The organism is Variovorax sp. PBS-H4 (assembly GCF_901827205.1).
Taxonomy (GTDB): Bacteria; Pseudomonadota; Gammaproteobacteria; order Burkholderiales; family Burkholderiaceae_C; genus Variovorax.
The window spans coordinates 4543557-4569882 of record NZ_LR594675.1 but is presented as its reverse complement, the minus strand read 5'-3'; the positions used below and the strand labels follow the sequence as shown (position 1 = coordinate 4569882).

At 68.4% G+C, this 26326-nt stretch carries 23 protein-coding genes and 1 riboswitch; of the genes, 8 read left to right on the top strand and 15 right to left on the bottom strand.

The genetic code is table 11. The features are described 5' to 3' along the window. Positions 1-7: 7 nt before the first annotated feature. The 6 genes from E5CHR_RS21680 to arfB all read left to right on the top strand — a co-directional run bounded on the left by E5CHR_RS21680 (position 8) and on the right by arfB (position 7528). Complete coding sequence (locus E5CHR_RS21680) at positions 8-1048, top strand: Bug family tripartite tricarboxylate transporter substrate binding protein (protein WP_162581760.1); 1041 nt, start codon at positions 8-10, stop codon at positions 1046-1048. A 78-nt stretch (positions 1049-1126) separates the two neighbouring features. After that, a complete protein-coding gene (locus E5CHR_RS21675) occupies positions 1127-2029 on the top strand; it encodes an alpha/beta hydrolase (protein WP_162581759.1) in 903 nt (300 codons plus the stop codon). Between the two features lie 95 nt (positions 2030-2124). Next, the gene (gene clpB, locus E5CHR_RS21670) at positions 2125-4746 is read left to right on the top strand and encodes an ATP-dependent chaperone ClpB (RefSeq protein WP_162581758.1); all 2622 of its coding nucleotides are present in this window, start codon (positions 2125-2127) and stop codon (positions 4744-4746) included. An 8-nt stretch (positions 4747-4754) separates the two neighbouring features. Then, entirely contained in the window at positions 4755-5090 is a 336-nt protein-coding gene (locus tag E5CHR_RS21665; RefSeq protein WP_162581757.1) for a hypothetical protein, read from the top strand. A 303-nt stretch (positions 5091-5393) separates the two neighbouring features. Next, positions 5394-7070, top strand: a complete 1677-nt coding sequence (locus E5CHR_RS21660; RefSeq protein WP_232062151.1) for an alkaline phosphatase D family protein — start codon at positions 5394-5396, stop codon at positions 7068-7070. 44 nt (positions 7071-7114) lie between these two features. Beyond that, positions 7115-7528, top strand: a complete 414-nt coding sequence (gene arfB, locus E5CHR_RS21655) for an alternative ribosome rescue aminoacyl-tRNA hydrolase ArfB (RefSeq protein WP_162581755.1) — start codon at positions 7115-7117, stop codon at positions 7526-7528. On the opposite strand, the gene E5CHR_RS21650 is transcribed toward arfB, so the two are convergent. Together E5CHR_RS21650 and E5CHR_RS21645 are read right to left on the bottom strand one after the other, a co-directional pair. Next, positions 7497-9218, bottom strand: coding sequence for a SulP family inorganic anion transporter (locus tag E5CHR_RS21650; protein WP_162581754.1), 1722 nt, complete (start codon positions 9216-9218; stop codon positions 7497-7499). The genes arfB and E5CHR_RS21650 overlap by 32 nt on opposite strands. A gap of 127 nt (positions 9219-9345) precedes the next feature. Beyond that, complete coding sequence (locus E5CHR_RS21645; RefSeq protein ID WP_162581753.1) at positions 9346-10191, bottom strand: AraC family transcriptional regulator; 846 nt, start codon at positions 10189-10191, stop codon at positions 9346-9348. Positions 10192-10307: 116 nt separating this feature from the next. Here E5CHR_RS21645 and E5CHR_RS21640 point away from each other — a divergent pair, with 116 nt between their 5' ends. Together E5CHR_RS21640 and E5CHR_RS21635 are read left to right on the top strand one after the other, a co-directional pair. After that, complete coding sequence (locus E5CHR_RS21640) at positions 10308-11549, top strand: MFS transporter (RefSeq protein ID WP_162581752.1); 1242 nt, start codon at positions 10308-10310, stop codon at positions 11547-11549. Positions 11550-11595: 46 nt separating this feature from the next. Beyond that, a complete protein-coding gene (locus tag E5CHR_RS21635; RefSeq protein ID WP_162581751.1) occupies positions 11596-12360 on the top strand; it encodes a sulfite exporter TauE/SafE family protein in 765 nt (254 codons plus the stop codon). Here the strand turns inward: E5CHR_RS21635 and E5CHR_RS21630 are convergent. From E5CHR_RS21630 to E5CHR_RS21570, 13 genes are all read right to left on the bottom strand, one after another. Further along, entirely contained in the window at positions 12353-12871 is a 519-nt protein-coding gene (locus E5CHR_RS21630; RefSeq protein ID WP_162581750.1) for a 6,7-dimethyl-8-ribityllumazine synthase, read from the bottom strand. The two genes, E5CHR_RS21635 and E5CHR_RS21630, sit on opposite strands and share 8 nt — an antisense overlap. A gap of 89 nt (positions 12872-12960) precedes the next feature. Then, positions 12961-13158, bottom strand: a riboswitch (FMN riboswitch). Between the two features lie 133 nt (positions 13159-13291). Further along, the gene (locus tag E5CHR_RS21625; RefSeq protein WP_162581749.1) at positions 13292-14383 is read right to left on the bottom strand and encodes a DNA glycosylase AlkZ-like family protein; all 1092 of its coding nucleotides are present in this window, start codon (positions 14381-14383) and stop codon (positions 13292-13294) included. Between the two features lie 43 nt (positions 14384-14426). Continuing rightward, positions 14427-15305: a sugar phosphate isomerase/epimerase family protein gene (locus E5CHR_RS21620; protein ID WP_162581748.1), complete on the bottom strand. Its 879-nt coding sequence runs from the start codon at positions 15303-15305 to the stop codon at positions 14427-14429. A 34-nt stretch (positions 15306-15339) separates the two neighbouring features. Continuing rightward, positions 15340-16764, bottom strand: a complete 1425-nt coding sequence (locus E5CHR_RS21615; protein ID WP_162581747.1) for an enolase C-terminal domain-like protein — start codon at positions 16762-16764, stop codon at positions 15340-15342. Then, complete coding sequence (locus tag E5CHR_RS21610; RefSeq protein ID WP_162581746.1) at positions 16757-17605, bottom strand: sugar phosphate isomerase/epimerase family protein; 849 nt, start codon at positions 17603-17605, stop codon at positions 16757-16759. Before E5CHR_RS21610 ends, E5CHR_RS21615 begins: the two co-directional genes overlap by 8 nt. A 12-nt stretch (positions 17606-17617) precedes the next feature. Next, the gene (locus E5CHR_RS21605) at positions 17618-19144 is read right to left on the bottom strand and encodes a tripartite tricarboxylate transporter permease (RefSeq protein WP_162581745.1); all 1527 of its coding nucleotides are present in this window, start codon (positions 19142-19144) and stop codon (positions 17618-17620) included. Positions 19145-19160: 16 nt separating this feature from the next. Next, on the bottom strand, positions 19161-19736 hold the full coding sequence (locus tag E5CHR_RS21600; protein ID WP_162581744.1) for a tripartite tricarboxylate transporter TctB family protein: 576 nt from the start codon (positions 19734-19736) through the stop codon (positions 19161-19163). Further along, positions 19733-20743 carry a Bug family tripartite tricarboxylate transporter substrate binding protein gene (locus E5CHR_RS21595; protein WP_162581743.1) on the bottom strand — a complete coding sequence of 337 codons (1011 nt, stop codon included), beginning with the start codon at positions 20741-20743 and terminating at the stop codon, positions 19733-19735. Before E5CHR_RS21595 ends, E5CHR_RS21600 begins: the two co-directional genes overlap by 4 nt. 50 nt (positions 20744-20793) lie before the next feature. Beyond that, on the bottom strand, positions 20794-21861 hold the full coding sequence (locus E5CHR_RS21590; RefSeq protein ID WP_162581742.1) for a dihydrodipicolinate synthase family protein: 1068 nt from the start codon (positions 21859-21861) through the stop codon (positions 20794-20796). Positions 21862-21868: 7 nt separating this feature from the next. After that, the gene (locus tag E5CHR_RS21585) at positions 21869-22891 is read right to left on the bottom strand and encodes an NAD-dependent epimerase/dehydratase family protein (RefSeq protein ID WP_162581741.1); all 1023 of its coding nucleotides are present in this window, start codon (positions 22889-22891) and stop codon (positions 21869-21871) included. A 24-nt stretch (positions 22892-22915) separates the two neighbouring features. Continuing rightward, positions 22916-24103 carry a dihydrodipicolinate synthase family protein gene (locus E5CHR_RS21580; protein WP_162581740.1) on the bottom strand — a complete coding sequence of 396 codons (1188 nt, stop codon included), beginning with the start codon at positions 24101-24103 and terminating at the stop codon, positions 22916-22918. A gap of 7 nt (positions 24104-24110) precedes the next feature. Further along, complete coding sequence (locus E5CHR_RS21575; RefSeq protein ID WP_162581739.1) at positions 24111-25274, bottom strand: Gfo/Idh/MocA family protein; 1164 nt, start codon at positions 25272-25274, stop codon at positions 24111-24113. 66 nt (positions 25275-25340) lie between these two features. Then, on the bottom strand, positions 25341-26276 hold the full coding sequence (locus tag E5CHR_RS21570) for a tripartite tricarboxylate transporter substrate binding protein (RefSeq protein WP_232062315.1): 936 nt from the start codon (positions 26274-26276) through the stop codon (positions 25341-25343). Between the last annotated feature and the right edge of the window lie 50 nt (positions 26277-26326).

Sequence of the window (26326 nt, the reverse complement as noted above, 5' to 3'; positions counted from 1 at the left end):
GCACGCCATGAGCCGCACGGCCGTTCCGAAGGCGAATAGCACCGTAGCCGAAGGCGAAGGTACTCCAGTGAGCCGCCTGCTGAAGTTCCTGGGCTGCTGCGCGCTGGCCATCGGCGGCGCATTCGCGCTCGCGCCGCCGGCCGGCGCGCAGGGCGCCTATCCGAGTCATCCGGTCACGATGGTCGTGCCTTACCCCGCTGGCGGGTCGGCCGACATCCTGGCGCGCACCTTGGGCCAGAAACTGGCGGAGCGGCTCGGGCAGCCGGTCGTGATCGACAACCGTGCCGGCGCCGGTACGGCAATCGGCGCCAGGCATGTGGCGGGCACGCCGGCCGATGGCTATACGCTCTTGATGGGCACGGTCAGTTCGCAGGCCATCAACCCGGCGATGAACAAGGTGGGCTACGACCCGGTCAAGGACTTCACGCCGGTGGCGCCGCTGGCCTCCATTCCCTTCGTGCTGGTGGCCCATCCCTCGTTCGCGGGCAAGAGCGTGGCCGACGTGATCGCGCAGGCCAAGGCGAAGCCGGGCGAGCTGAGCTACGCCTCGGCCGGGCTCGGCACCTCCAACCACCTGGCCGGCGAGCTGCTGGCATCGGCAGCCGGCATCCGGCTGCTGCATGTGCCCTACAAGGGCAGCGCGCCCGCACTCAACGACGTGGTGGCGGGCCACCTGCCGCTGATGTTCGACCTGCAGGCGACCGCGCTGCCCTATGTGCAGTCCGGCAAGCTCAAGGCGCTGGCCCTGACCGGCCGGACACGCAGCGCGCTGCTGCCCGACGTGCCCACCGCGATCGAAAGCGGCCTGCCGGGCTACGAGGTGAGTGCGTGGTTCGGCGTTTTCGCGCCGGCCGGCCTGGCCACGCCGGTGCTGGAGCGGCTCAACAGCGACATCAACGCCGTGCTGAAGGCGCCGGAAATGCAGAAGCGCCTCCAGGAGCTGGGAGCGGAACCCGAGCAGGGCAGCGCGCAAGCCTTCGCCGAGTTCACCCGCAACGAGGCCGCCAAGTGGTCGGCGGTGGTGAAGAAGGCGGGGCTGGTGCAATGAGACCTTGGGTGCCTCGCAGGTCGAACCGCGCCGCAGGGCGTGGCGTCGAGGCCGCCAGGTGAACACGGCCCTGGACCGATGATCGAAGGTCCCGAGTCGCTGCGCGCCCTGATGGCCGACATCGGCCCGCGCTGGGCCATGGATCTGCCGGGCCACAGCCAGCAGGTCAAGACGGCCTATGCGCCTTTGCTGGCTGCCGCGCCGAGGGCAGAGCTCACGGCGATTCGAAACCTCGCCTATGGCAGCCATCCGCGCCAGGTGCTCGATGTCTTCAGCCCGGCCGGCGCGAAATGCGCGCCCGTCGTTGCCTTCGTACACGGCGGCGCCTTTGTGCGCGGCGACAAGTGCGTCAGCACCGAGCTCTACGACAACGTGCTGCACTGGTTCGCACGCCAGGGCTTCGTCGGCGCCAACATCGAGTACCGGCTGGCGCCCGAGGCGCCATACCCGGCCGGCGCGCGCGATGTCGGCGCCGCCATGGCCTGGCTGCACGAGAACGTGGCACGCCACGGCGGTGATCCTCGGCGAATCCTGCTGATCGGCCATTCGGCGGGCGGCACGCATGTGGCCAGCCATGCCCTCGACCCGTCGCTGCGGCCCGGTGCCTGCTACGCACAGGCCATCGTCCTCATCTCCGCGCGCTTGCAGGCCGACCAATCGCCGCGCAATCCCAATGCCGCCGCCGTCAGGGCCTATTTTGGCGAGGACATCTCGCTGCACGAGTCCCGTGCCCCGATGCGGCTGGCGGGCCGCAGCGAGATCCCCACCCTCGTCGCGATCGCCGAATTCGAGAATCCGCTCCTGGACGTGTATGGCCTCGAGTTCGCGCACCGGCTGGCAGCGGCGCGCGGCCGTGCGCCGCGCTTCCTGCAGATGCGGGGCCACAACCACATGTCCATCGTGGCCCATTTCAACAGCGGCGAGGAGCGGCTCGGCCGCGAAATCCTGGATTTCTTTTCGTCACTGTCTTCTTCCTCGTAAGGCGCGAAACTCGGCCCATCGAGCCGGGTTTTGCGCGGCCGCGCGCTTGAAATGCCGGTCCCGGCCCCCAACCTCCCGGGAAACCGGAGTCATTCATGCGCCAAGACAAACTCACCACCAAATTCCAGGAAGCCCTCGGCGATGCGCAGTCGCTCGCGCTGGGCAACGACAACGCCTACATCGAGCCGGTCCACCTGCTGGTGGCCATGCTGCGCCAGAGCGACGGTCCGCGCGCGCTGCTCGAGCGTGCCGGCGCCAACGTGCCGGGCCTGCTGACTGCGGCCGAGGCGGCGATCAAGCGGCTGCCGCAGGTGCAGGGCCACGACCAGGTGCAGGTCGGTCCCGAGTTGGGCAAGCTGCTGCAGGCGACCGAAAAGGAAGCCATCAAGCGCAACGACCAGTTCATCGCCGGCGAGCTCTTCCTGCTTGCCGTGGCCGACAGCAAGGCCGAGATCGGCAACCTGGCGCGCAGCCACGGGGTGTCGCGCAAGTCCGTCGAGGCCGCGATCGACGCGGTGCGCGGCGGCCAGGGCGTGAACAGCCCCGAAGCCGAAGGCCAGCGCGAATCACTCAAGAAATACACCCTCGACCTCACCGAGCGTGCCCGCCTGGGCAAGCTCGACCCGGTGATCGGGCGCGACGAGGAAATCCGGCGTGCCATCCAGGTGCTGCAGCGCCGCACCAAGAACAATCCCGTGCTCATCGGCGAGCCCGGCGTGGGCAAGACCGCCATCGTCGAAGGCCTGGCGCAGCGCATCGTCGCGGGCGAGGTGCCCGAGTCGCTCAAGGGCAAGCGCGTGCTGTCGCTCGACATGGCGGCGCTGCTGGCCGGTGCCAAGTACCGCGGCGAGTTCGAGGAGCGCTTGAAGAGCGTGCTCAACGAACTGGCCAAGGACGAAGGCCGGACCATCGTCTTCATCGACGAGCTGCACACCATGGTCGGCGCCGGCAAGGCCGAGGGCGCAATGGACGCCGGCAACATGCTCAAGCCCGCGCTCGCGCGCGGCGAGCTGCACTGCGTGGGCGCCACCACGCTGGACGAATACCGCAAATACATCGAGAAGGACGCAGCCCTGGAGCGGCGCTTCCAGAAGATCCTGGTCGGCGAGCCCAGTGTCGAGGCCACCATCGCCATCCTGCGCGGCTTGCAGGAAAAGTACGAAGTGCACCATGGCGTCGACATCACCGACCCGGCCATCGTCGCCGCGGCCGAGCTCTCCGACCGCTACGTCACCGATCGGTTCCTGCCTGACAAAGCCATCGACCTGATCGACGAGGCCGCAGCGCGCATCAAGATCGAGATGGACTCCAAGCCCGAGGTGATGGACCGCCTCGACCGCCGCCTGATCCAGCTCAAGATCGAGCGCGAAGCCGTGCGCCGCGAGAAGGACGAGGCCTCGCAAAAGCGCCTGTCCCTGATCGAGGAAGACATCGGGCGCGTGCAGAAGGAGCTTGCCGACCTCGACGAGATCTGGCAGGCCGAGAAGGCCCAGGCCCAGGGCAGCGCGCAGATCCGCGAGGAGATCGACAAGATCAAGTTCCAGATTGCCGAGTTCACCAGCAAGGGCGACTTCAACAAGGTGGCCGAGCTGCAATACGGCAAGCTGCCGGGCCTGGAGAAGCGGCTGAAGGAAGCGCAGGACACCGAGGCGAGCAAGGGCAAGTCCAGCGCGCCCACGCTGCTGCGCACGCAGGTCGGCGCCGAAGAGATCGCCGAGGTGGTGGCGCGAGCTACCGGCATCCCGGTCTCCAAGCTCATGCAGGGCGAGCGCGACAAGCTGCTGCAGATGGAAGACCGGTTGCACGAGCGCGTGGTCGGCCAGGACGAGGCCATCAGCGCGGTCGCCAACGCGATCCGCCGCTCGCGCTCGGGCCTGGCAGACCCGAACCGTCCCACCGGCTCCTTCCTCTTCCTCGGCCCCACGGGCGTGGGCAAGACCGAGCTGTGCAAGGCGCTGGCGGGCTTCCTGTTCGACAGCGAGGACCACCTGATCCGCGTCGACATGAGCGAGTTCATGGAGAAGCATTCCGTCGCACGCCTGATCGGGGCGCCGCCCGGCTACGTGGGCTACGAGGAGGGCGGCCACCTGACCGAGGCGGTGCGCCGCAAGCCGTACAGCGTGCTGCTGCTCGACGAGGTCGAGAAGGCGCATCCGGACGTGTTCAACGTGCTGCTGCAGGTGCTCGACGATGGCCGCCTGACCGACGGCCAGGGCCGCACGGTGAACTTCAAGAACACCGTGATCGTGATGACCAGCAACATCGGCTCGCCCATCATCCAGTCGATGGTGGGCCGGCCGGCCGAGGAGATCAAGGACGCGGTGTGGGGCGAGCTGAAGAACTACTTCCGCCCCGAGTTCCTGAACCGCATCGACGAGACGGTGGTCTTCCATGCGCTCGACGCCAGGAACATCGAGGCGATTGCAGCGATCCAGCTCAAGGTGCTGCAGGAGCGCGTCGCGAAGATGGACCTCGCGCTCGAGGTCTCGCCGGCGGCGCTGGCGGAGATCGCCAAGGTGGGCTTCGACCCGGTGTTCGGCGCGCGGCCGCTGAAGCGGGCGATCCAGAATCGCATCGAGAACCCGCTGTCGAAACTGCTGCTCGACGGCAGCTTCGGGCCGAAGGACACGATCGTGGTCACCACCGACCCGATCCGCAACCCAGGACAGTTCGACTTCCGGAAGGCCGGGGAACCTCGCGCCGAGGCCGTGGCCTAATCCGGATGATGATGAACTTCCTCCTGCGCGTTCTGCTGTTCCTGCTGGGCTTGGCCTTCGCTGCCAGCCTTGCCGTCGCGGTGACGCTGCTGGCCGTGGTCTGGGGCGTGCGCTACGGCTGGGCCCGCCTCACCGGGCAACCGGTGCGGCCGTGGGTCATGCGCTTCGATCCGCGCCACGGCTTCGATCGTTTTCGCACCGCGGCTCAGCCGGCCGAGCCCACGGCGGCTGACGTCGCGGGTGCCCGGGCGCGGGGCGAGGAGGCTCGCAGCCCGGTACGCCTGCGCGACCGCAGCGGCAGCGTGACGGACGTGCAGGCGCGCCCGGTCTCGCGCGCCGAGTAAGGCGCCGCGAGCGCCCTCGACGTATCCGGGCGCAACGTCTTGTGACTCGATGTAAGCGGTTGGCCGACCTTCTTCCGTGATCTCGGCTGACGGCGAAGTCGAGGCCCTCCGCCTTTCAATCGCCCCACCTCGGACGCGACGAAGCTGCATCGTGCGGCTGCCCGTGCCGGGTAAGGAGCGAGCATGCGCAAAGCCCAGGATGGCACGGCAACGTCTGGATTGACCGAGGGTCGTGACGCGCCCTCCCCACTCGCTCCCGAGCCATCACGGCGATCGTTCATTCGAGGAGCCGTGCTTTATGCCATGTTCGTCGGTACCGGCGTCAGCGTGTCGGGCTGCGGCGGTGGCGGCGGGGGTGGTGGAGGTGGCTTCGGCGGGGGTATCGGAGGTGGCGGTGGTGGTGGCGGTAGTGGCGGCGGCGGCACGCCCGGCGGCGCTGCGGCTCTGTTCTCGCACGGGGTCGCAAGCGGCGATCCGCTGACAGATCGCGTCATCCTGTGGACCCGCGTCACTTCGGCGAGTCCGGGCACGCTCAACGTGAGCTGGGAAGTCTCGAGCGATGCCAATTTCGGTGTCATCGTGGCGCGAGGCACGGCGAGCACCGGCGCCGAGCAGGACTACACCGTCAAGGTGGACGCCACCGGGCTGCTGCCGGCCAGCGAGTACTACTACCGCTTCTACGTCGGTTCCGAGCCTTCACCCACCGGACGCACGAAGACCCTGCCGACGGGCAACGTATCGCAGGTCCGCCTCGGTGTGGTGTCCTGCACGAACTTTCCGGCGGGCTACTTCAACGTATGCGCCGAACTCGCCAAGCGCAGCGACGTCGACCTGGTCCTGCACCTGGGGGACTACATCTACGAATACGGGCCGGTGGGCTTCGCATCGCAGCTGGCATTCGCGCTCGATCGCGAATCGCAACCGACCCACGAGATCCTGACGCTGGACGACTACCGCCGCCGCCACGCGCAGTACAAGAGCGACTCCGACCTCCGCGCGCTGCACGCGCGGATGCCGATGATCGCGGTGTGGGACGACCATGACCTTGCCGACAACGCATGGATGGGCGGCGCGTCCAACCACGACCCCGATGCGGAGGGCTCGTTTGCCGCCCGGCGCCTGGCGGCCGTGCAGGCCTACCGCGAATGGCTTCCGATCAGGATGCCCGATCCCGCGAATCCGCTGAAGATCTACCGGTCATTCGACTTCGGCACGCTCGCGTCGCTGCACATGCTGGACACGCGGATCATCGGGCGCGATATCCAGGTCAGCCTGGACGCCTACCTCGACGGCGCGGCCGACGGCCCCTCGCGCCAGCTGCTGGGCGCCGAGCAATCGGACTGGCTGACTGCGCGCATGGCCGCTTCCGGCGCGACCTGGCAGGTGCTGGGCCAGCAGGTGCTGATGGCGCGCATGGAGATCCCGCTGAGCGTGGCAAGTGCCTTCACGCTGGAGACGGTGAGCGACTATGTGCTGGCGCAGTCCACGCCTGAATCCCTGCGCAGCGACAGCCAGCGCGCATTGCTGGCCCAGCGCCACGTCCCCTACAACCTGGATGCCTGGGACGGCTATCCGGCCGCAAGGGAAACGGTGCTGGCAGCGGCCCGCTCGATGGGCAAGAACCTGGTTTCGCTTGCGGGCGATACCCACAACGCATGGGCCAGCAACCTGACCGATGCATCGGGTCAGCGCGTCGGGGTCGAGTTTGCAACGCCTTCGGTCAGCTCCCCGGGACTCGAGATCCTGCTGCCGCTTATCTCGGGGCCGGTTCTCACGGACGCCTTTCCCAGGATGGTGAAGGATCTGCGCTACGCGGAGACGACCAAGCGCGGCTATCTCGTTCTCACGTTGACGCCCTCCGAGGCCCGTGCCGACTGGACGGAAGTCAGCACCGTCTTGAGCCACTCCTACACTGCGCGGCTCGCGATGAGCCTCCATGCTCTGCCGGGCGCGAACAATCTGGACGTGCTGCCTGTTTAGCGTTCGCCTGGCCGACGGCACCGGCCGGCGCGTCAGAATGGCGCATGCCCGCGCCACGCCCGCTTGTCCCCATCGACCCTTCGGAGGTCGAGTTCAGTGCCATGCGCGCGCAAGGCGCGGGCGGCCAGAACGTCAACAAGGTGTCGAGCGCCGTGCACCTGCGTTACGACATCCGCGCCAGTTCCCTGCCGGATGCCGTCAAGGAACGCCTGCTCGCACTGCGCGACACCCGCATCACGCAGGAGGGCGTGCTGGTCTTGAAGGCGCAGCGGCATCGCAGCCAGGACATGAACCGGTCCGACGCGCTCGCGCGGCTTCAGGAACTGGTCGACAGCGTGGCCCTGCCGCCGCGCGTGCGCCGACCCACCAAGCCGAGCTATGGCGCCAGGCAGCGCCGGCTCGAGGGCAAGAGCCAGCGCGGGCAGATCAAGCGTCTGCGCGGGCCGGTGCAGGACTGAGCGCCGGCGCGGCTTCCGCGGCCCCGGGCATGGCGCCAAGCGCAGCAAGGGCATCGGCGTCGGTGCGGTAGATGAACAACATCGGCCCTGGCGCCAGCAGGCCTGCGCGATCCAGCGCCTGCTGTGCCGGCAGCTTGAGCCCGCTCAGGTGCAAGCGCACGCCCTTCGATTCCAGCAGCCGGCGAATCGTGCCGAACACCTCGGTGCCGGTCACGTCGATGCGGTTGATGGGCTGCGCGAACAGGCAGATGTCGGTGAGCTCCGGCCGCATCGCCAGCGTGACCGTGATGGCGCGCTCGAGCGTGCTCGCGGTGGCGAAGTCGAGCTCGGCATCCATGCGCATTGCGTGCAGCTGGGGCGCCAGCGGCGGCAGGTTCCACAGGTGGCGGTCGCGCAGGCTGCCGTCCGGGTGCAGGCCCACCTCGATGATGCGGGGATGCAGGTGGCCGTACATGTAGTGGCTCAGGCTCATCAGCAGGCCGGCGAGCACGCCCCAGTAGATCGAGGGCGAGGTGGCGATGGTGAGAACGAAGGTCACCAGCGCCGTGACCGCCTCGACGCGCGAGATGCGCCAGAGCGACACGAACTGCCCGGGCCGCACCAACCCCAGCATGGCGATCACCACGATCGAGGCCAGCACCGCCTGCGGCACGTGGTAGAGCAGCGGCATCGCCCACAGCAGCGCGGCCCCGATGAGAACCACGCAGAACACGGTGGCCCAGCCTGTCTGGGCCCCCGCATAGAGGTTGATGGCCGAGCGCGAAAAGGAAGAGCTGGTGGGGAAGGCGCCCGAGAAGCCCGAGGCGATCTTGGCGAGCCCCTGGCCGATCAGGTCCTGGTTTTCGTTCCAGAGCTTGCCGGCGCGCGCGTTGTCGACCTTGGCGCTCGAGGCCGTCTCGAGAAAGCTCACCAGCGTGATCATCAACGCGGGCAGCAGCAAGGCGCCAAAGGTGCCCAGCGGCTGTGTGCCGGGCCAGTAGAAGGCGGGCAGGCCCGAGGGCAGGGTGCCGACCACCGCGCCGCCGCGCAGCGCGTACCCGATGCCAGCGCTGATCGCCGCGCTGACGCCCACCACCACCATCGCTGCCGGAAAGCGGGGCCAGCGTTCCTTCGCGATCCAGAGTGCGGCGATGCTGCCGAGCCCGAACGCAATCGCCAGGAAGTCGGGCGGCGGCCCGTGCCACAGCTGGCCCATGCTGCGGCCGGTGAAGCCGAAGAGCGCGGGCAGCTGCGACAGAATGATCAGCACCGAGGCAGCCTGGGTAAAGCCCATCAGCACCGGCGAGTTGACCAGCCGCAAGACCCAGCCGAAGCCGCCCATGCCGAGCAGCAGCTGGATCGCACCCGACATGAAGCACAGCCATACCGCCAGCGCGACCCACTCGGCGCTGCCCGGAATCGCGAGCGGGCCGAGGGAGGCGGCCACGAGCAGGCTCGACAGGGCGGTCGGCCCGACGGAGAGCCGCGTCGATGCACTGAACAGCACGCCGATGAGCGCAGGCAACAGCGACGCGTAGATGCCGGTGACCAGCGGCATGCCGGCAAGCGCCGCATAGGCCACGCCCTGTGGAATCACCATCAGCGCGACCGTGATGCCGGCCAGCGCCTCGCCGGTGAGAAGCGCGCGGCTGGGGCGGGGCCAGCCGAGGAAGGGGAGCCAGCGCACGAGCTGGTCGCGGTTCAAGGCCATGCCTTCACCGCGGGGAATGTTTCGGGGTGCACCCGCCGATGATACGAAAGCGTGCGGGGCCCAAACCCTGAAGGTGCCCGAGCCGCTCTCGCGTGGTCGGGTGGATGGATGTGATCCGCCTGCGCCGCTATCGCTTCCTCTTGTGCTGGAAAGCCGTCGGCGATTGCCCCGTTGCGGCCTTGAACATCGCGCAAAAAGCACTGTCGGTGGCGTAGCCGCTCGCCGACGCCACCTGGCTGACGGCCATGCCGCGCGCGAGCAGCGGCAGCGCATGGGCCAGCACGGCCTGCTGGCGCCATTGCTGCCAGCTCATGCCGAGCTGGTCGCGGAACAGGCGCGCCACCGTGCGCTCGCTGGCGCCGATGGACTGGGCGCGCTCCGCCAGCGTGGCGCGCCCGGCGGGATTGCGCAGCAGCGTCTCGCACAGCTGGCGCAGGCGCTTGTCCGCGGGCAGCGGAACGTCGATGCGGATCTGCGTCGCCCGCTCCAGTTCGTCGATCAGAAGCGGTGCGATCCAGCGTTCGCGTTGCGCCGCGTGCGGATCGGCCGGCGGGGTACCGTCAGGGGTGGTGTCCAGGGCCAGCATCAGGGCGCGCAGCAGGGGACTGATCTCCAGCACTTCGCATCTTTCCCAGACGGGGCCGAGCCAGCTGTGCAGGTAGATGGTGCGCAGCTCCGCATCCTCGATCAGGGTGATGCTGTGCGCCATGTTGGCCGGCACCCAGAGCGCGCGCGAGGGCGGCACGATGTAGCTGCCGTCCTCGGTGCTGAGGCGGATCACGCCCTTGGTCGAGAAAGTGAGCTGCGGCCAGGGATGGGTGTGCAGTTCGACGAAGGTGTCGGCTTCGAGGAAGTGCTCCTTGGCGCGCAGCGGCCGCAGCGCATCGGGCGCGTAGCGGTCGGGTGTGAGCGGGAGCACGACATGGCCCTGCGCGGGGCCTTCCGGCTGCGCTGTGCGTGTGCGGGCAGACATAACGGGTGCCAAGACGGGGGACGGCATGATTTCGACAAATGTTGTCTCTGTATCGCCATTCTGCCGCGGCCTCAGGGAATACCATCCCATCCTCCGCCGGTTTCTTGTTGCAATTCATGTCTTCCATCGACGCGCCCCCTATCCCGAGCTCCCTGCGCTCCGACGCGAGGCTGATCGGCCTTGTCGGCCTGGCGCACGCCGTCAGCCATTTTGCGCAGTTGGTGCTGCCCCCGCTGTTTCCCTGGCTCAAGGATGCCTTCAACGTCAGCTATACGGAGCTCGGCGCGGTGCTGACCGTGTTCTTCGTCGTCTCTTGCGTGGTGCAGGCCGCCTCGGGCTTCCTGGTGGACCGGCTGGGGCCACGGCCGGTGCTCTTCACGGGCCTGGGCCTGCTGGCGCTGGCTGCCATCGGCTATGCGCTGGCGCAGAGCTACTGGATGCTGCTGGCGAGCGCGGTCGTGGCCGGCATCGGCAACGGCGTGTTCCATCCGGTCGACTACACACTGTTCAACCAGAAGGTCGCGCCCACGCGCCTGGGCCATGCGTACAGCGTGCACGGCATCACCGGCAGCCTGGGATGGGCGTTGGCACCGGCCTTCGTGGTGCCGCTGGCGATTGCCTTCTCGTGGCGCGTGGCGCTGGCTTCCGCGGGCGTGCTGGCCTTCGTCATCCTGCTCGTGCTGTGGCTCAACCGCGCCGTGCTGGCGCTCGACGTGAAGGCTGTCCGCAAGGCGACTGGCGCAGATCCTGCCGCGGGCGGCGAACTGGCCTTCCTCAAGATCCCGGCGGTGTGGATGTGCTTCGGGTTCTTCTTCGTCTACGCGATGGTGCTGAGCGTGGTTCAGACCTTCGCGCCAACCGCGGCCGGCCACCTGCACGCCGTGCCGGTGGCCCTTGTCGCCATCTGCCTCACCGTCTACATGGTGGCGAGCTCGGGCGGGATGCTGGTCGGCGGCTTTCTGGCTTCCGACCCCAGCCGGTGCGAGCGCATCGTCGGCTTTGCCTTCGGTGTCGCGGCCATGCTGGCGCTGGTCCTCGCATTGGTCGATTTCCCGCCGGTGCTGGTGCCCGCGATGTTCGGCGCCATGGGTTTTGCGTCCGGCATCGCCGGGCCCTCGCGGGACCTGCTCGTCAAGCGCTCGACGCCGGCCAATGCATCGGGACGCGTCTACGGGGTGGTTTACGCGGGATTGGACATCGGGCAGGCCGTGGCCCCGCTGATCTTCGGCCGGCTGATGGACCACGGCCGATACATGAGCGTGATCGTCGGCCTTGCGGTGGTGCAGGGGGTGCTGATCGCCAGCGCCTTCAACGTGCGGCGAGTGCGCCGCGAGGCACTCGTGCCGGCGTCGGCCTGATGGACCCCCACGCCCGGCGCTGCGCCTGCGGCGCTTGGCCTCCGCCTTGGATTCGTCGCTCTACCTGATCGTCGCGCTCGGCGCGATCGTGGCCGGCTTCGTGCAGGGCCTGTCGGGCTTCGCCTTCGGCTTGGTCGCGATGTCCTTCTGGGCCTGGACGGTGGACCCGAGGCTGGCAGCGGTGCTCGCCACCTTCGGCGGGCTGACCGGCCAGGTGATCGCCGCGGTCACGGTGCGGCGCGGCTTCGACCGCGCATTGCTGCTGCCTTTCGTGCTTGGCGGCCTGGTCGGCGTGCCGCTGGGCGTGTGGCTGCTCCCGCGGCTTGACGTGCCCTTGTTCAAGGCATGCCTTGGCGGGCTGCTCGTGCTCTGGTGCCCCGCCATGCTGATGGCGCGCAACCTGCCGCGGGTGAAGGCCGGCGGCCGCGCCGCTGACGGCGTGGTCGGCCTGATCGGCGGGGTCTGCGGGGGCCTGGGCGGCTTTACCGGCGCCCTTCCGACGCTCTGGTGCACGCTGCGCGGCCTCGAGAAGGACGTGCAGCGCTCGGTGATCCAGAACTTCAACCTCTCGATGCTGCTGGTGACCTTCTCGGTGTATCTCGGCACCGGCCTTGTCGGCGTGCCAATGCTGCCGCTGCTGGGCATCGTCGCACTTGCGGTTCTGGTGCCGGTGCTGCTCGGCGCGCGGCTCTATGTCGGCATCAGCGAGACAGCCTTTCGCCAGGTCGTGCTGGGGCTGTTGACGCTGTCGGGCATGGCGCTGCTGGTGTCCTCGGTGCCGGTGCTGTTTGCGCGCGGTCTGCTCAGTTGAGGTGGTCCATGAGCGCGTCGACGCGCTTCATCGCCTCCAGCGTCTTCACGCAAGCCTCGGCCACCTCCGTGCCCTTGACTGCAAAGTGTCGATGAAAGTACTTGCGGTGCTCCACGTGTTCGTGGAAGTGGTGCGGCGTGAGCACCGCCGAGAACACGGGCACGTCAGTTTCCAGCTGCACGGTCATCAGCGCGTTGACCACTGTGCTGGCGACGAACTCGTGGCGGTAGATGCCGCCGTCGACCACCAGCGCACAGCCGACGATGCCCGCATAGCGGCCCGACCGCGCCAGCCGCTTGGCATGCAGCGGGATCTCGAAGGCGCCTGGTACATCGAAGATGTCGATGTCGGCCCGCGGCACGCCCTGGCGCTCCATTTCTTCGAGAAAGGCGTCGCGCGCCTGGTGGACGATATCGGCATGCCACTGCGCCTGCACGAAGGCGATGCGCTGGCCGCGCGAGGTGCCGGGCGAGCCGACGGCGGAGAAAGGAAGGTCGTTGATCTGACTCATGGTTTGCCTTTGCAGAAGGGTTGCCTGAATCAGGGCACACGAGCCCGCCGCAGCCAGGCGCATGGGAATGCGCCCGCCCAGCGGCGAGACCGCGCTCTCTTTCATCCGGACTGTAGGGGCTCGTCTTGCCGCCCCTGGCGGCAACACAGGCCCTGAACCGTCGGCCCCGGGATCTCACCAGGTCTGCTGACCCCGCCGCGCATGGCGCGCCGCGGGCGCTCGCGGGCTCGTGCGAACAGGTCGCCATCACCGCCGGTGGGGAATTCCACCCCGCCCTGAGAACGCTTTGCCGCAGCGCTGTCGCGCGGCGGCCCGGCGATTCTAGAACTGCCGCGACACGGGTGTTGTCGCGTGGGCGGCAGACCGCGTGGCACGCGGGGCTTCCGCGTGAACGGCGGCATCGAGAAGCACGACGCCCGCTCAGCGACCGGCGACGAACCGTGTCATGCGCTCCAGCTCGTCGTCCAGCGCCGCGCCAAACGCCACGTCGCGCGGCTTGCGTTGCACGTAGCCGAAGGCGGGCTGGAGCCGGCCTTCGCGCGCCGAGATGTTGGCCCAGCCGATCACGCGGTCATGCCACAGCAGCGGCAGCGCGTAATAACCGAGCCGCCGCTTCGACGCGGGCACGTAGGCCTCGAAGGTGTAGCGCCAGCCCCAGAGCAGCTCGAAGCGCCGGCGGTCCCACACCACGGGGTCGAAGGGCGCGAGCAGGCGCACCGCTTCATCGGGCGCATGCCGGCGCGACGCCGGGTTCTCGTCGGCGGGCCAATACCAGGTCGTCCCGTCGATCCGGCAACTGGCGAGTTGTTCGCGTGCTTGGCGCAGGGCCGCCTGCGCTTGTGGCGCGAGCTGTGGCGCGCCGTAGCCCAGCAGGCGGATGAGATAAGTCAGGCTCGTGGCCGGCAGCGGCGCGTACTTGCGGACCACGAGGTCGACGAGCGCCGCGGCGCGCTGCGCCCGGCCGGCCGGGCTGTCGTCGCCGGGCGCATGGGTCACGGCTTCGTAGATGCGTGTGCCGCTGTCGCGGCGCGCCACGCGCAGCAGGCCGCGATAGTGCATGCCGTCGAGCAGGTGGGTCGTGGCGTTGCTCGAGCCGCCCCAATAGTTCGTCACCCGGCCGTGCGCGAAATGCACATCGACCTGCCGCGGATGCACCTGGCCGTGCTCGCGTACGAAGGCCAGCACGTCCGCCGCCTTGCGCCGGGTCTCGGCGTCCCATGCGCGCCGGGCTTCTCGCGGATGCATCAGCGCGAGGTGCTCGCGTGGCAGGAATCCATAGTTGACGAGGCAGTCCTCCTCGATCGGCAGCCTGGTGTAGCGGCGCTCGAGATCGCCCGCCCGGTAGTCCTTCACGCGGTGGCGCAGGGTCAGGTCCTGCGCGCGCGCCGGCGCGCGAATGGGATCGGCTTGCACGAAGCCGAGGCGCCTGATCGCTCCCGGCAAGGTCGTGGCCTTGAAGAGGGTGCGCGCCACTGCATAGCGGCGCAGGTCGTCGAGGGTCGGGGCAGCCATGCGGCGAATTGCAGCACAGCTCGTGCGTGCCTGCTCGATGCGCTCAGACCACGCTGCGGTGGCGCTCGATGCAGGTCGCCAGCGTTTCGTCGCCCGGCCGCTGCCACCAGTCGAGCGCCGAGAAGATCTCGACCTCGCTGAACCCGGCGAAGCCCGCGGCCTCGATCCAGCTGCGGATCTTGCGAAGCTCGACCACGCCGTCGCCCATCATGCCGCGGTCGTTCAGCAGGTCGCGCGTCGGCGTGAGCCAGTCGCACACGTGGTAGGCCAGCAGGCGCTCCTTGCCCGCGCGCGCGATCTGCTGCTGCAGCTTCGGGTCCCACCAGACGTGATAGACGTCGAGCGCGACGCCGAGCATGCCCGAGCGCTGCGCATCCAGTTCGTCGCACAGGTCCAGCGCGTGCTCGAGCGTGTTGATGCACGCGCGATCGGCGGCCTGCATGGGATGCAGGGGCTCGATGGCGAGCGGCATGCCGACCTCGCGCGCGTAGTCGAGCGAAGCGGCGATGCCGTCGCGCACCTCGCCGCGCGCGCGGCCGATGTCCTTGTACTGCACGCGGCCCTCGAGTGCGCCGGGCAGGGCGCCGACGACCAGCACCAGGCAAGGCGCCCCGAGCGTCTTGGCTTCGTCGATGGCGCGGCGGTTGTCCTCCAGCGCGGCCTTCAGCCCGGCGGCATCAGCTGCCGGGAAAAAACCGCCACGGCAGTAGCCCGAGAGGCCGATGCCATGCGCGCGTAACTGCTTGCCGATGCGGTCGAGCCCCACCGCGGCGACCTGGTCGCGCCAGGGGCTGATCGCGCGGATGCCCTGCGCGGCGCATTGGTCGATGAGGCGGTCCAGCGGCACCTCGGTGCCTTGCTGCCTGCGGAGGGTGGCGGTGTTGATGGAAAGCCACTCGTGGCCTTGGGTGAAGTCGCGCATGGAACCGTCAGTTGAAGGAGAACAAAAGAAGGACTCAGCAAGCCATCGGCTGCATCGCATCGAAATCGGGCATGGCCGCGCTCGCGAAGCCGGCGCAATCCAGCGAGCCGAGCCGGATGCGCCCGTCGCGGATGCGCAGGCGCACCGCGCCGTGGGAATGCTCGTAGAGGTCCCCGTGCGCCGCCAGGAAGGCCTGCTGCTCCGCGAGCGGCAGTGCGGCCATGCCGTTGACGTAGTGGTGGCCATTGCGCTCGACGTGGGGAATGCCCAGCAGGCTGACCAGCGCCAGGTCCTGCTGCACGGCCAGGCCGGCCTGCGTCGTCAGGTCTTCGCCGGACATGAAATAGCGCGTCTGCGACTGTTCCGAATTCCATTTCGCGCAGCGGGCGGCATTGAGCAATGACTTGTAGAAGCCCTTGCAGGTCTTCGACGAAACGCCGGCGTAGCCGCGCGCGCGCGCCTGCACGAAGCTGTCGAGCTCGCCATCCGATTCGTCGATGATCACGGGCTTGCCGATGCTCGCGCTGCGCAGGTCGCGAAGATCGCGCTCGAGGGCAAACCTGCGTGCGATCGGCTGCTCGACGAAGAGGATCGAGGCATACAGGCGCGCGAGTGCGGGCGTTTCGCGCATGCGCGCCATCAGCTCGGCAATGCCGGCGGCGTCGGCGTACTGCTCGTTGCCGTCGAGCGAGACGAAGTAGGGCTCGCCCATCCGGTCGAGCACGTCCTCGATGGCACCGAGGCGGGCCAGGTCCGATGCGATGTCGCCGCCCACCTTGAGCTTGAAATAGCGGTGGCCGTAGACGCGCACCACCTCCTGGAGGGTCTCCGGCAGGCCGTCGGCCACGGGTTGCTTCAGGTCGGCCGCGGTGATCGCATCGAGCATGCCGACGGTGTGGCGCGCTTCGATGCTGTCGGCCGGGCTCAGGCTCGCGAGGAAGGCTTGTATCTCCAGTCCGTCGAACTCGGCCCGGCCCGGGCCGATGCCCGCGACATTGCTGCGGATTGCCGCGTGGAAAGAAGTCTGCAGCGCGCGGCACAGCGCATCGAGGATGGCGCGGTCCAGCAGCGCGGGCCCGTAGCTCGCCAGCAGGGGATTGAAGCCGAGCCCTGCGGCAGCCATGCGGTGGGCGTCGTGGTGCCGCGCAAAATGGCCGAAGGCGGTCGCGGGCGCGGGGTCGCTCAGGTAGGCCTCGCGTGCGAGCGCGGTGACACGGCGCAGTTGGTCGAAGTTGTCCTCGTTGCTGAGCGCGAGGTTCTTGTCGAACCACTTGGGTGCCATCAGCTCCGCGGCAGCGCCCCAGGCGCTCGATCCATCGGCAAACTCGATGCGAATCCGCGCGAAGGCCTGCGGGCATTCGGTCAGCGTGACCACGCCGAAGCGAAAGGGCAGGCGCAGCATGACCGGCCTTTCGAACAAGGCGATTTCGCGGACGGCGAAGCGTGGCGCGTCATGCATGTCCGAGCGCCTCCTCGAGCCCGCGCAGGTAGCCGATGGCTCGCGCCGCCGACCCCATGCCGTCGGGCAGGTAGTCGAAGGGCTCGACGGCGACGATGCCGTGGTATTGGCCGGCTGACTTCATTTCGTGAAGCGCTTCCAGGATGGGCGCGAAGCGCATGTTGCCCTGGCCCGGGCCCCTGCGATTGGGATCGTTGACCTGGACATGGGCAATGTGGCCGGTGGGCATCCACCGGCGCATCAGCGCGGCAATGTCCTCGCGTTCCATTTGCCCGGCGGCGCTGCAGTCGATCATGGTGCTGAAGGCCGGCGAGCCGATGGCTTGGACCAGCTCCACGGCCTCTTCCACCGTGTTGAGGAGGTCGGTTTCGGCGATGGAGAGCGGTTCGATGCAATAGATCACGCCGCATTGTTGCGCGGTCCGCGCCGCGGCAGCCAGGCATTCGCGGGCGCGCTCCAGCGCGGCGGCGCGCGTCTCACCGGGCGGCACCGAGCGCTGCTTCGGCGAGCCGTGCACCAGGTAGCGCCCGCCCATCAGCGCGCACAGTTCAACCAGGCGCTGCATCACGGCGGTGCTGCGCTGGCGCAGCGCGCCGTCGGAGCTCACGATCGACAGGCCGGCCGGTGCCACCAGCAACCAGTGCAGGCCGCTGATCTCCACGCCATGCTCGCGCGCCACGCGGGCGAATTCGCGAGCCTGTGAGTCGGCGATGTCCATCGGATCGGCCGCGAGCGTGAAGGGCGCAACCTCCAGCGCGTCGTAGCCCAATGCGGCAGCGACCCGGCATTGCTCGGGGAAGGGCAGCGCCTTCAGCACTTCGTTGCAGAGCGCGAATTTCATGGGCCGGTGTCCTCAGGCACTGCGGTGGAACACGAAGCGCTTGGCCTCGCCCCAGATCCGTTTGACGCGCACGTTCACGGCCGGGATGTACATCAGCATGGTGAGGATGGTGACGCCTGCCAGCGCGGCACAGATGGGCCGCGTGAAGAAAGGCGCCAGGCTGCCGTCCGACAGCACGAGCCCACGGCGCAGGCTCTTGTCCAGCAGGTCGCCCAACACCAGGCCCAGCACGAAAGGCGCCATCTCGTAGCCGCGCCGCCGCAGGAAGAAGGCACCCACGCCGATCGCGAGCATCGCGTAGACATCGAAGAGCCGCGAGGCGATCGCATAGGCACCGACCGTACACAGCACGAAGATGATCGGCATCAGCACGGAGCGGCGCACGCGCAGCACCAGCATCAGCGGTCGCACGAGGAACAAGCCGAAGAAGAGGATGCTGAGCGTGGCGAGCGTGGTCATCGCCACGACGTCGTAGACGAAGTGCGGCGTCTTGATCATGAGCATGGGGCCCGGCTGAATGCCGTGGATGATCATGGCCGCCATCAACACGGCCGAGGGCGCCGAACCCGGTATGCCGAGCGCCAACGCCGGGATGATGCCGCCCGGTATGGCGGACATGTCACCGGTCTCCGCCGCCATCAGGCCGTCGATGGAGCCCTTGCCGAACTGCTCGCGCTCGGAGCTGGCTGCCTTGGCGGCCGCATACGACATCCATGCCCCCGAGTCTTCACCCACGCCGGGCAGGATGCCCGTCACGACGCCGATGACGCCGGAGCGCAGCACGGTTCGCCAGTACTTCGCCACTTCCCGGAAGCGTGGCAGCACCGAGTCCCGCATGTCGATCAGCTTGCGTTCGATGGGGTCGGAGAGCGAGGTCAGCACTTCGGCGAATCCGAAGGCGCCGATGAGTGCGGGAATGAGCGCGATGCCGCCCGAGAGTTCGTCCCAGCCGAAGGTGAAGCGGTCGTAGGCATAGAGCCCTTCCTGGCCGACCTGTGCGACGAGCAGGCCGAGGAGGCCCATGAGCCAGCCCTTGAGCGGGTCTTCGCCCACGATGCTTCCGGACATCGCGACGCCGAACAGCGCCAGCCAGAAGAACTCGAAGGCACCGAAAGAAAGGGCCAGTTCCGCCAGGGCCGGCGTGAACATGGCCAGGCACAGCACGCCAAAGAGGGTGCCGGTGAAGGCGCCCGAGGTGGCGATGCCGATGGCACGCCCCGCTTCGCCCTTGCGCGCGAGCGCAAAGCCGTCGGCGCAAGATGCCGCGTTGGCCGCCGTGCCGGGAATGTTCAGGAGGATCGCGGTACGGCTGCCGCCATAGATGGCGCCGACATACGAGCAGATCAGGATCAGGATGGCGTCGTTCGGCGCCAGCTTGATCGTGAGCGTGGTCAGCAGCGCGATGCACAGCGTGGCCGACAGGCCCGGCAGCACGCCGACGATGATGCCCAGCAGCGCCCCGCCCAGGCCATAGACCAGGGACCAAAAATTCATGAAGCCGAGGTAGGACTCGCCCAGCATCCGCAGACCGTCGAACATGTGATCTCCCGCGAACTCAGGGCAGGTGGACCAGGAAGAGCTCCTGGAACACGAAGGTGACCACGACGCCGGTCCCCAGGCCCACGGCGAGCGCAAACGCGCAGCCGCGCAGCCGCTGGTTGCGCGCAGTGCGTTCGGCGAACTGCAGGATCGCGACGGAGGCCGAGACGAACAGCGCCGTGGCGAGCCAGAAGGCCATGCCATGGCCCACCAGTCCGGCGGCGAATCCGATGCACAGCGCGAGCACCACGCCGATCCGCCGCGCTTCCGTCCGGTCGCTGGACGTGCGCCGGCGCTGCACCGGTGGCGAGGCGGAAACCCGCCGCCACGAGCGATAGAGCAACAGCAGACCGAAGAAGACGATCGCCACACCGAGCAGGCCGGGCAGCAGGCCCGGCGCCGTGTACGGGTTGATGTCCTGATGCTCCAGCCGGTCCATGCGCAGCGCGCCAACCAGGGTGACGATGCCGAGCGCGATCCATCCGAGCGCTTGCTTCAGGTCCGAGCGGGGCGACGTCCTGCGTTCGAGCGCAGCGGCGTCGGCCTGCGCCTCGGCCGCCTGCGGGTCTGGATCCGTGCTCGTGGCGGTCACGGCCGTGCGATGCCCAGCGTTTCGGGCGAGACCTTGGCCTTGCCGCTGTCGAACAGCAGCCAGGCGTTGGCCTGGATTGCCGGCGTCACCGCGGCCTGCGCCTCGGCACCGTACAGCGGTGCGAACAGGGCGCCGCGGCTGGTGGCGTACTTCTTGAGCACATCGCTCTTGGTGATGTTGTCGACCCAGATCTTCTCCATCGTCTTCACCACCTCGTCAGGCACGCCCTTGGGAATGAAGATGCCGAAGTAGTTGGCCGGGGCCTTGAAGCCCGGCAGCGTCTTCGACAGCGGCTCGATGGTGCCGAAGCCTTCCAGCTCCAGCGCCTTGTCGCTCACCGTCGCCAGCGGACGGATGCGCTTCCCGCGGATCATGTCGGCCTGCTCGACGGCGAGCTGCGTGGTGACTTCGGTCTCGCCGGCCACGGTGGCCACCACCGCCGGGTTGCCGCCGTCGTAGGTCACGTGCCGGTACTTGACGCCGGTGCTCTTGGCGATCAGCTCCATCGCGTTGTGGCCGGCCGAGGTCACCCCTGCGGTGGCGACGCTGATCTGGCCGGGCTTGGCTTTCATGGCGTCCAGCAACTCCTTGGCGTTCTTGTAAGGGGCAGCCGCATTGACGCCGATGACCTGCACGTTGGCCACGTTGAGGAACAGGTGCCAGTCGCTGATCTTGGTCTTGAGCATGCCCAGTGTCTCGTAGGAGCCGAGGTCCTGCGCGGCGCCCGCGGTCCAGGTGTAGCCGTCCTTGGGCGCGTCGAGCGCGCTCTTGCTGCCGATCGAGCCGGAAGCCCCGGGCTGGTTGACGATCACCACCTTCTGGCCCAGCGCCTTCTCGATCTCCGCGGCGGTCACGCGCGTCACCTGGTCGGTGGAGCCGCCGGCCGCCCAGGGCACGATGATGGTGACGGGGCGCGAAGGCTTCCATTCCTGCGCGAGGGCGGGCACGCCGGCCGCGGCGAGTGCGGCGACGAGAGCGATGCTTCGGATCAAGTGGCGCTTCTGCATGATGTCTCCTGTTGATGTTGATGTTGACGTGCCGGATTGGAAGCAGGACCCTAGCTGAGCCAGCGTCGGAGATGGGTGGCGACGAAGAGATCGTCGTGGAGTTCAGGGTAGGCGTCGTGGACCCGCGTGAGTTCGTCGGCCTGGCCGGGACTCAATCCCTCGCCCGGGTCCAGGCACCGGATGCCGTCGAGCACCCCCTGCCGCCGCAGCACCTCGTGGCACCCCGCGATGCACCCGTGGAAGTCGTGGGCGACGTCGAAGAGCGCCGCGTTGCAGTCGGTCACCTGCGCATCGAGGGCCAGCAGGTCCGTCGGCACCTTGTCGGCGGCAACGGCCTCCTGGATGCGCGCGAGCAGTTGCACCGCGCTGCGCGTGCCGACGCTCCAGTGGCCCAGCAGGCCGCCCTTGATGCGAACGGTGACGGGAAGGCCCTCGCGCAGGAGGACGAACGGTGTCAGCAGGTCCAGCACGATGTGGTCGTCGTTGCCCGTGTAGAGCGTCACGCGGCTTTCGGCACCGGCTTCGACCACGCCACGGACCACGTCCAGCGTGCGGTAGCGGTTGAAGGGCGCGATCTTGATCGCGACCACGTTGTCGATGGCGGCGAAGCGGCGCCAGAAGCTGGCCGGCAGGTGGAGGCCGCCCACGGCCGGCTGCAGGTAGAAGCCCACCAGCGGCATGACCTCTGCGACGCTGGCGCAGTGATCGATGAGCGCGTCTTCACTGGCGCCCTTCATCGCCGCCAGGCTCAGCAGGCCGGCGTGGTAGCCGAGCGCCTGTGCCGTCGCGGCCTCGTTCCTGGCTTGCGCGGTGGGCCCGGCCAGGCCCGCGATCATGAAGAGGGGACGACGCCCGTCCAGCGGCTCCCAGGTCAGGGCCTCGTGCAAGGCAAGCTCGAGCACGGGCGCGTAGAGGCCGGCTTCTCGGATCGCGAACTGGGTCGAATGCACGCCCACGGCCATCCCGCCCGCGCCCGCATCGAGGTAGTAGCGGCTCATCGCGCGCTGGCGGCGCTCGTCCAGGCGCCCGTTGGCATCGAGCGCGAGCAGGTGCGCGGGAATCGCCGTGCCGCGGCGCAGCAGGGCGAGCGAGGCGGGCGGAATCTCGGAGTGACGCATGGCTCGCTCAATATTTGCCGTCGCGGGCTTCGAAGTGGGTGGGCTTGTTGAGGCTGGCCTGACCGCGCCGTACCCAGTCGGCCGTCCAGTCCAGCATGCGCGCCAGCGTGACCTGTTGCGGGCCGAAGAGCTCGAAGGCGCGGGTGCAGTCGATCAGCCAGGCCGTGTCGGCCTCGCCGCCGGTGAAGACCGCTTCCACCCCGAGGCGCTGCGCCAGTCCCCGTGCGGCCTCGCGGATGGCGATGGCGGGGCCGCTGAGGTTGAGCGGCGAGGTCGGTGTGTCGCAGTGCGCCAGCGTACGCAGCGTCCAGTCGTTGGCCTCGCCCTGCCAGATGACGTTGGCGTGTCCCATCGTGAGATCGATGGGCTGGCCCGCGACCAGCTTCTGCGCGAGGTCGTGCAGCACGCCGTAGCGCATGTCGATCGCGTAGGAGAGGCGGATCAGGCGACCCGGCGTCTGGTAGAGGTGCGAGAAGTGCTCGAACAAGCGCTCGCGCGCGACGCAGGAGTTCGCGTACTCGCCCGGCGGCGGGGTGGGCGGGACCTCTTCGCGTGCGCCGGGGCCGCGCACGTCGGCAAAGGGGTACACGCAGGCGGTGGAGAAGGCGACGATGCGGGAGCGCCTGAAGCGTTCGGCCACCAACGCCGGGACGTGGGCGTTCATGGCCCAGGTCAGCCATTCGCTCCCCGAGGAACCGAACTTGCGCCCGGCCATGAAGACGACGTTGGGAGCATCCGGCAGCCTGGCCAGCGCTTCGCGCGACAGCAGGTCCGCCTCGATGCATTCGATGCCTTGTTCTTCCAGGCGCTCACGCAAGCCGGCCTCGGAAAAGCGCGCCACGCCAATCACGCGCCGGCCGGGGCTGGCGCGCCTGGCCATGCGTGCCAGCGTCGGGCCCATCTTGCCGCCCACGCCAAGGACGAGGATGTCGCCTTCGACGCGTTCGAGGGTCTGCACCAGTGCCTCGGAAGGGCGGGACAGCAGCTCCTCGAGGTGTTCGAGGTCTTCGATGCGGTCGGGCAACTGCATGGTGCGATTCCCTTGGTGTGTGCTTCAGTCCTCGACGCCGTGCAGGGCCAGCAGCGCTTTCATGCGCGTGACCGCGAGCTCGGGCTGCTCCAGCAGGTTGGCCGCATCAGCCAGACGGAACAGCTCCGCCAGGTGCTGCAGCGAGCGCGTGCTCTGCTGACCGCCCACCATCGTGAAGTGCTTCTGGTGGCCGTTGAGCCAGGCCATGAACACCACGCCGGTCTTGTAGAAGCGCGTGGGCGCCGCGAAGATGTGGCGCGACAGTGGGACCGTGGGACCAAGAATGGCATGGAACTTCTCGGTGTTGCCCTGGGCCAGCTCGCCCAGCGCGGCGCTGGCGGCCGGCGCAATGGCATCGAAGATGCCCAGCAGCGCGTCGCTCTTGCCGTGCGTGGGCTCGCTGCCATGGCCGTCGCCGGCGATCAGCTCGGCATAGTTGAAGTCGTCGCCGGTGTACATGCGCACCCCGGCCGGCAGGCGCCGGCGCATCGCGATCTCCTTGTCCTTGTCCAGCAGCGAGATCTTGATGCCGTCCACCTTGCGCGGATGGGCCGCGATGATGCCGAGTGCGGTGTCCATGGCGGCGTCGACATCCTTCGTGCCCCAGTAGCCGGCCAGCGCCGGATCGAACATCTCGCCCAGCCAATGCAGGACCACGGGCTGCCTCGCCTGCGGCAGGATACGGTCGTAGACGCGCTCGTAGTCGGCCGGGCTTCTCGCAACATGGGCGAGCGCGCGGCTGGCCATCACGATCAGCTTGCCGCCCAGGGCCTCGATCGCGGCCATCTGCTCCTCGTAGGCACGAATCACATCGTCGACGCTCTTCACGTCGATGAGGCTCAGGTGATCGGTGCCGCAGCCTGATGCAACCAGGGCGCCCGGCACGTCCTTGGCCGCGTCGAGGGAGCGGCGGATCAGTTCCAGCGAGGTCGGCCAGTCCAGGCCCATGCCGCGCTGTGCCGTGTCCATGGCCTCGGCCACCCCTAGCCCCAACGACCAGAGATGGCGGCGGTAGGCGATGGTGGCGTCCCAGTCGACGGCGCATTGCAGCCACGGATCGATGGCGGCGAGAGGATCGGCCACCACGTGGGCGGCAGAGTAGGCGATGCGGTTGAAACCGATGCCGGGCGCCGGCTGCAGTGGCGCCGTGCCGCGCAAGGCATAGCGGGCGAGGGTGCCGCCGGCGACGGGGAGGGTCAGCGAGAGAGACATCGGCGCCTCAGATGTTCAGTTCCGGCACGTCGATCCAGCGGCGGTCCTGCCATGACTCGAGCGCGGCCTCGACCAGCTGCACGCCCTTGGCGCCTTCCGGCAGCGTCCACTTGTACGGCGCGTTCTCGACCACATGGCGAATGAAATGCTCCCACTGGATCTTGAAGCCGTTGTCGTAGACCTGCGAGTCCGGGATCTCCTGCCACTGGTCGAAGAAGTTCATCGTCTGCTTCTCGTCCGGGTTCCACACCGGCCGCGGCGTGGCGACGCGCGACTGCGCCCGGCATGACGACAGGCCCGCGACCGCGGAGCCGTCGGTGCCGTCGACGTGGAAGGTCACCAGGTCGTCGCGCCGGACCCGCGTGGCCCAGCTCATGTTGAGCTGGGCGATCACCGGCTCGCCGGCATGGCCGCGCAACTGGCAGGTTGCATAGGCCGCGTCGTCCGCGGTGGCCTCGTAGGGCTGGCCGTTTTCGTCCCAGCGCTTCGGGATGTGCGTCGCCCCGATGCACGAAACCGATTGCACCTCGCCGAACAGGTTGTCCAGCACGTAGCGCCAGTGGCACATCATGTCCAGGATCATCCCGCCGCCGTCTTCCTTGCGGTAGTTCCACGACGGGCGCTGAATAGGCTGCAGGTCGCCCTCGAACACCCAATAGCCGAATTCGAGGCGCACCGACAGCATGCGGCCGAAGAAGCCGGCGCGGCGCAGCATGTCGAGCTTGCGCAGGCCGGGCAGGAAGAGCTTGTCCTGCACCGCGCCGTGCTTGAGGCCCGAGCCCTGGGCCAGGCGCGCGATCTCGACCGCTTCGTTGAGGTTGGTCGCGATCGGCTTTTCGCAGTAGACGTGCTTGCCGGCGCGGATCGCCTTGGCCAGCAGGGTAGGGCGCATCTGCGTGGTGCCTGCGTCGAAAAACAGGGTGTCGTCCTTGTTCTCCAGCGCGGCGTCCAGGTCGGTGCCCCAGCGCTCGATGCCGTGGGCCTTGGCCAGCGCCTCGATCCTGTCGGCGTTGCGCCCGATCAGGATCGGGTCTGGCATCACTCGGTCGCCGTTGGAAAGCGTGACGCCGCCCTGCGCGCGAATGGCGCAGATGGAGCGGATGAGATGCTGGTTCATGCCCATGCGTCCGGTGACGCCATGCATGATGAGTCCGAGTCTTTGGGTGGCCATATCAGAAGGTTTGCCGAATGAAGAACAAGAAGAAGGAAAGAGGGGTCGGGGAAATGCGTGGGAAGCTCACTGGGGCGAGAGGCCTGCGGCCTTCACCAGCTTGGCATTGCTGGCGATCTCTTCCTTGATATAGGCGTCGAACTGCTCGGGCTTGAGCGTCCAGGCATCGGCGCCCAGCTTGAGGAAACGCTCCTTGACCTCGGGGCTGGCGAGTGCCTTCGCCACTTCGTCGTGCAGGCGGTTGACCACGTCGCGCGGCGTCTTGGCCGGGGCCATCATCCCGATCCAGAAGTTGAATTCCGAGCCGGGCACGCCCGCCTCGGCGGTGGTGGGCACATCGGGCAGGGCGGCGGCGCGCTTGGGCGAGCCCACGGCCAGGGCCAGGAGCTGGCCCTCCTTGATCTGGCCGATCACCGGAGCGATGGGCGAGAAGTAGTAGTCGACGCGGCCGGCCAGCACCTCGGTCACGGCTTCGGCCGAACCCTTGAAGGGGATGTTGGTGGCATCGATGTTGGCCGCCATCTTGAATTTTTCAGCGTTCAGATGTGTGGCGCTGCCCTGGCCCGCCGAGGCGAAGTTCACCGTGCCGGGCTTGGCCTTGGCAGTTGCGACCAGGTCCTTCAGCGTCTTGATGTTCTTCGAGGGCGAGATCACCAGCGCGTTGGGCAGCGAGGAGATCGGCGTGACGCCTGCGAAATCGCCCACCGTGTCGAAGGGCAGCTTGGCGAAGGTCGAAGGGCTGACCGTGTGCGAGGACGAGTGGATCATGATCGTGTAGCCATCCGGCGCCGCCGTGGCAACGGCCTGCTGGCCGATGGTGCCGCTGGCTCCGCCTCGGTTGTCGATCACCAGCGTCTGGCCCATGCTGGTGCCCATCTTGTCGGCGATGGCTCGGGCAATGATGTCGGTGGTGCTGCCGGCGGCGAAAGGCACGATCACGCGGATCGGCTTGTTCGGATAGGCGCCCTGCGCGTTGACGCCGAGCGCGGTGCAGAGCGCCAGCGTGGCAAAGAAGGCATGGCGGCGGGTGGTGATGGGCACTGGGTCTGTTC

Excerpts from the sequence above, each read along its gene's own strand:
- E5CHR_RS21680 (WP_162581760.1), top strand. The coding sequence starts at position 8 with ATGAGCCGCACGGCCGTTCCGAAGGCGAATAGCACCGTAGCCGAAGGC.
- E5CHR_RS21675 (WP_162581759.1), top strand. The coding sequence starts at position 1,127 with ATGATCGAAGGTCCCGAGTCGCTGCGCGCCCTGATGGCCGACATCGGC.
- clpB (WP_162581758.1), top strand. The coding sequence starts at position 2,125 with ATGCGCCAAGACAAACTCACCACCAAATTCCAGGAAGCCCTCGGCGAT.
- E5CHR_RS21665 (WP_162581757.1), top strand. The coding sequence starts at position 4,755 with ATGATGAACTTCCTCCTGCGCGTTCTGCTGTTCCTGCTGGGCTTGGCC.
- E5CHR_RS21660 (WP_232062151.1), top strand. The coding sequence starts at position 5,394 with ATGTTCGTCGGTACCGGCGTCAGCGTGTCGGGCTGCGGCGGTGGCGGC.
- arfB (WP_162581755.1), top strand. The coding sequence starts at position 7,115 with ATGCCCGCGCCACGCCCGCTTGTCCCCATCGACCCTTCGGAGGTCGAG.
- E5CHR_RS21650 (WP_162581754.1), bottom strand. The coding sequence starts at position 9,218 with ATGGCCTTGAACCGCGACCAGCTCGTGCGCTGGCTCCCCTTCCTCGGC.
- E5CHR_RS21645 (WP_162581753.1), bottom strand. The coding sequence starts at position 10,191 with ATGTCTGCCCGCACACGCACAGCGCAGCCGGAAGGCCCCGCGCAGGGC.
- E5CHR_RS21640 (WP_162581752.1), top strand. The coding sequence starts at position 10,308 with ATGTCTTCCATCGACGCGCCCCCTATCCCGAGCTCCCTGCGCTCCGAC.
- E5CHR_RS21630 (WP_162581750.1), bottom strand. The coding sequence starts at position 12,871 with ATGAGTCAGATCAACGACCTTCCTTTCTCCGCCGTCGGCTCGCCCGGC.
- E5CHR_RS21625 (WP_162581749.1), bottom strand. The coding sequence starts at position 14,383 with ATGGCTGCCCCGACCCTCGACGACCTGCGCCGCTATGCAGTGGCGCGC.
- E5CHR_RS21620 (WP_162581748.1), bottom strand. The coding sequence starts at position 15,305 with ATGCGCGACTTCACCCAAGGCCACGAGTGGCTTTCCATCAACACCGCC.
- E5CHR_RS21615 (WP_162581747.1), bottom strand. The coding sequence starts at position 16,764 with ATGCATGACGCGCCACGCTTCGCCGTCCGCGAAATCGCCTTGTTCGAA.
- E5CHR_RS21610 (WP_162581746.1), bottom strand. The coding sequence starts at position 17,605 with ATGAAATTCGCGCTCTGCAACGAAGTGCTGAAGGCGCTGCCCTTCCCC.
- E5CHR_RS21605 (WP_162581745.1), bottom strand. The coding sequence starts at position 19,144 with ATGTTCGACGGTCTGCGGATGCTGGGCGAGTCCTACCTCGGCTTCATG.
- E5CHR_RS21595 (WP_162581743.1), bottom strand. The coding sequence starts at position 20,743 with ATGCAGAAGCGCCACTTGATCCGAAGCATCGCTCTCGTCGCCGCACTC.
- E5CHR_RS21590 (WP_162581742.1), bottom strand. The coding sequence starts at position 21,861 with ATGCGTCACTCCGAGATTCCGCCCGCCTCGCTCGCCCTGCTGCGCCGC.
- E5CHR_RS21585 (WP_162581741.1), bottom strand. The coding sequence starts at position 22,891 with ATGCAGTTGCCCGACCGCATCGAAGACCTCGAACACCTCGAGGAGCTG.
- E5CHR_RS21580 (WP_162581740.1), bottom strand. The coding sequence starts at position 24,103 with ATGTCTCTCTCGCTGACCCTCCCCGTCGCCGGCGGCACCCTCGCCCGC.
- E5CHR_RS21575 (WP_162581739.1), bottom strand. The coding sequence starts at position 25,274 with ATGGCCACCCAAAGACTCGGACTCATCATGCATGGCGTCACCGGACGC.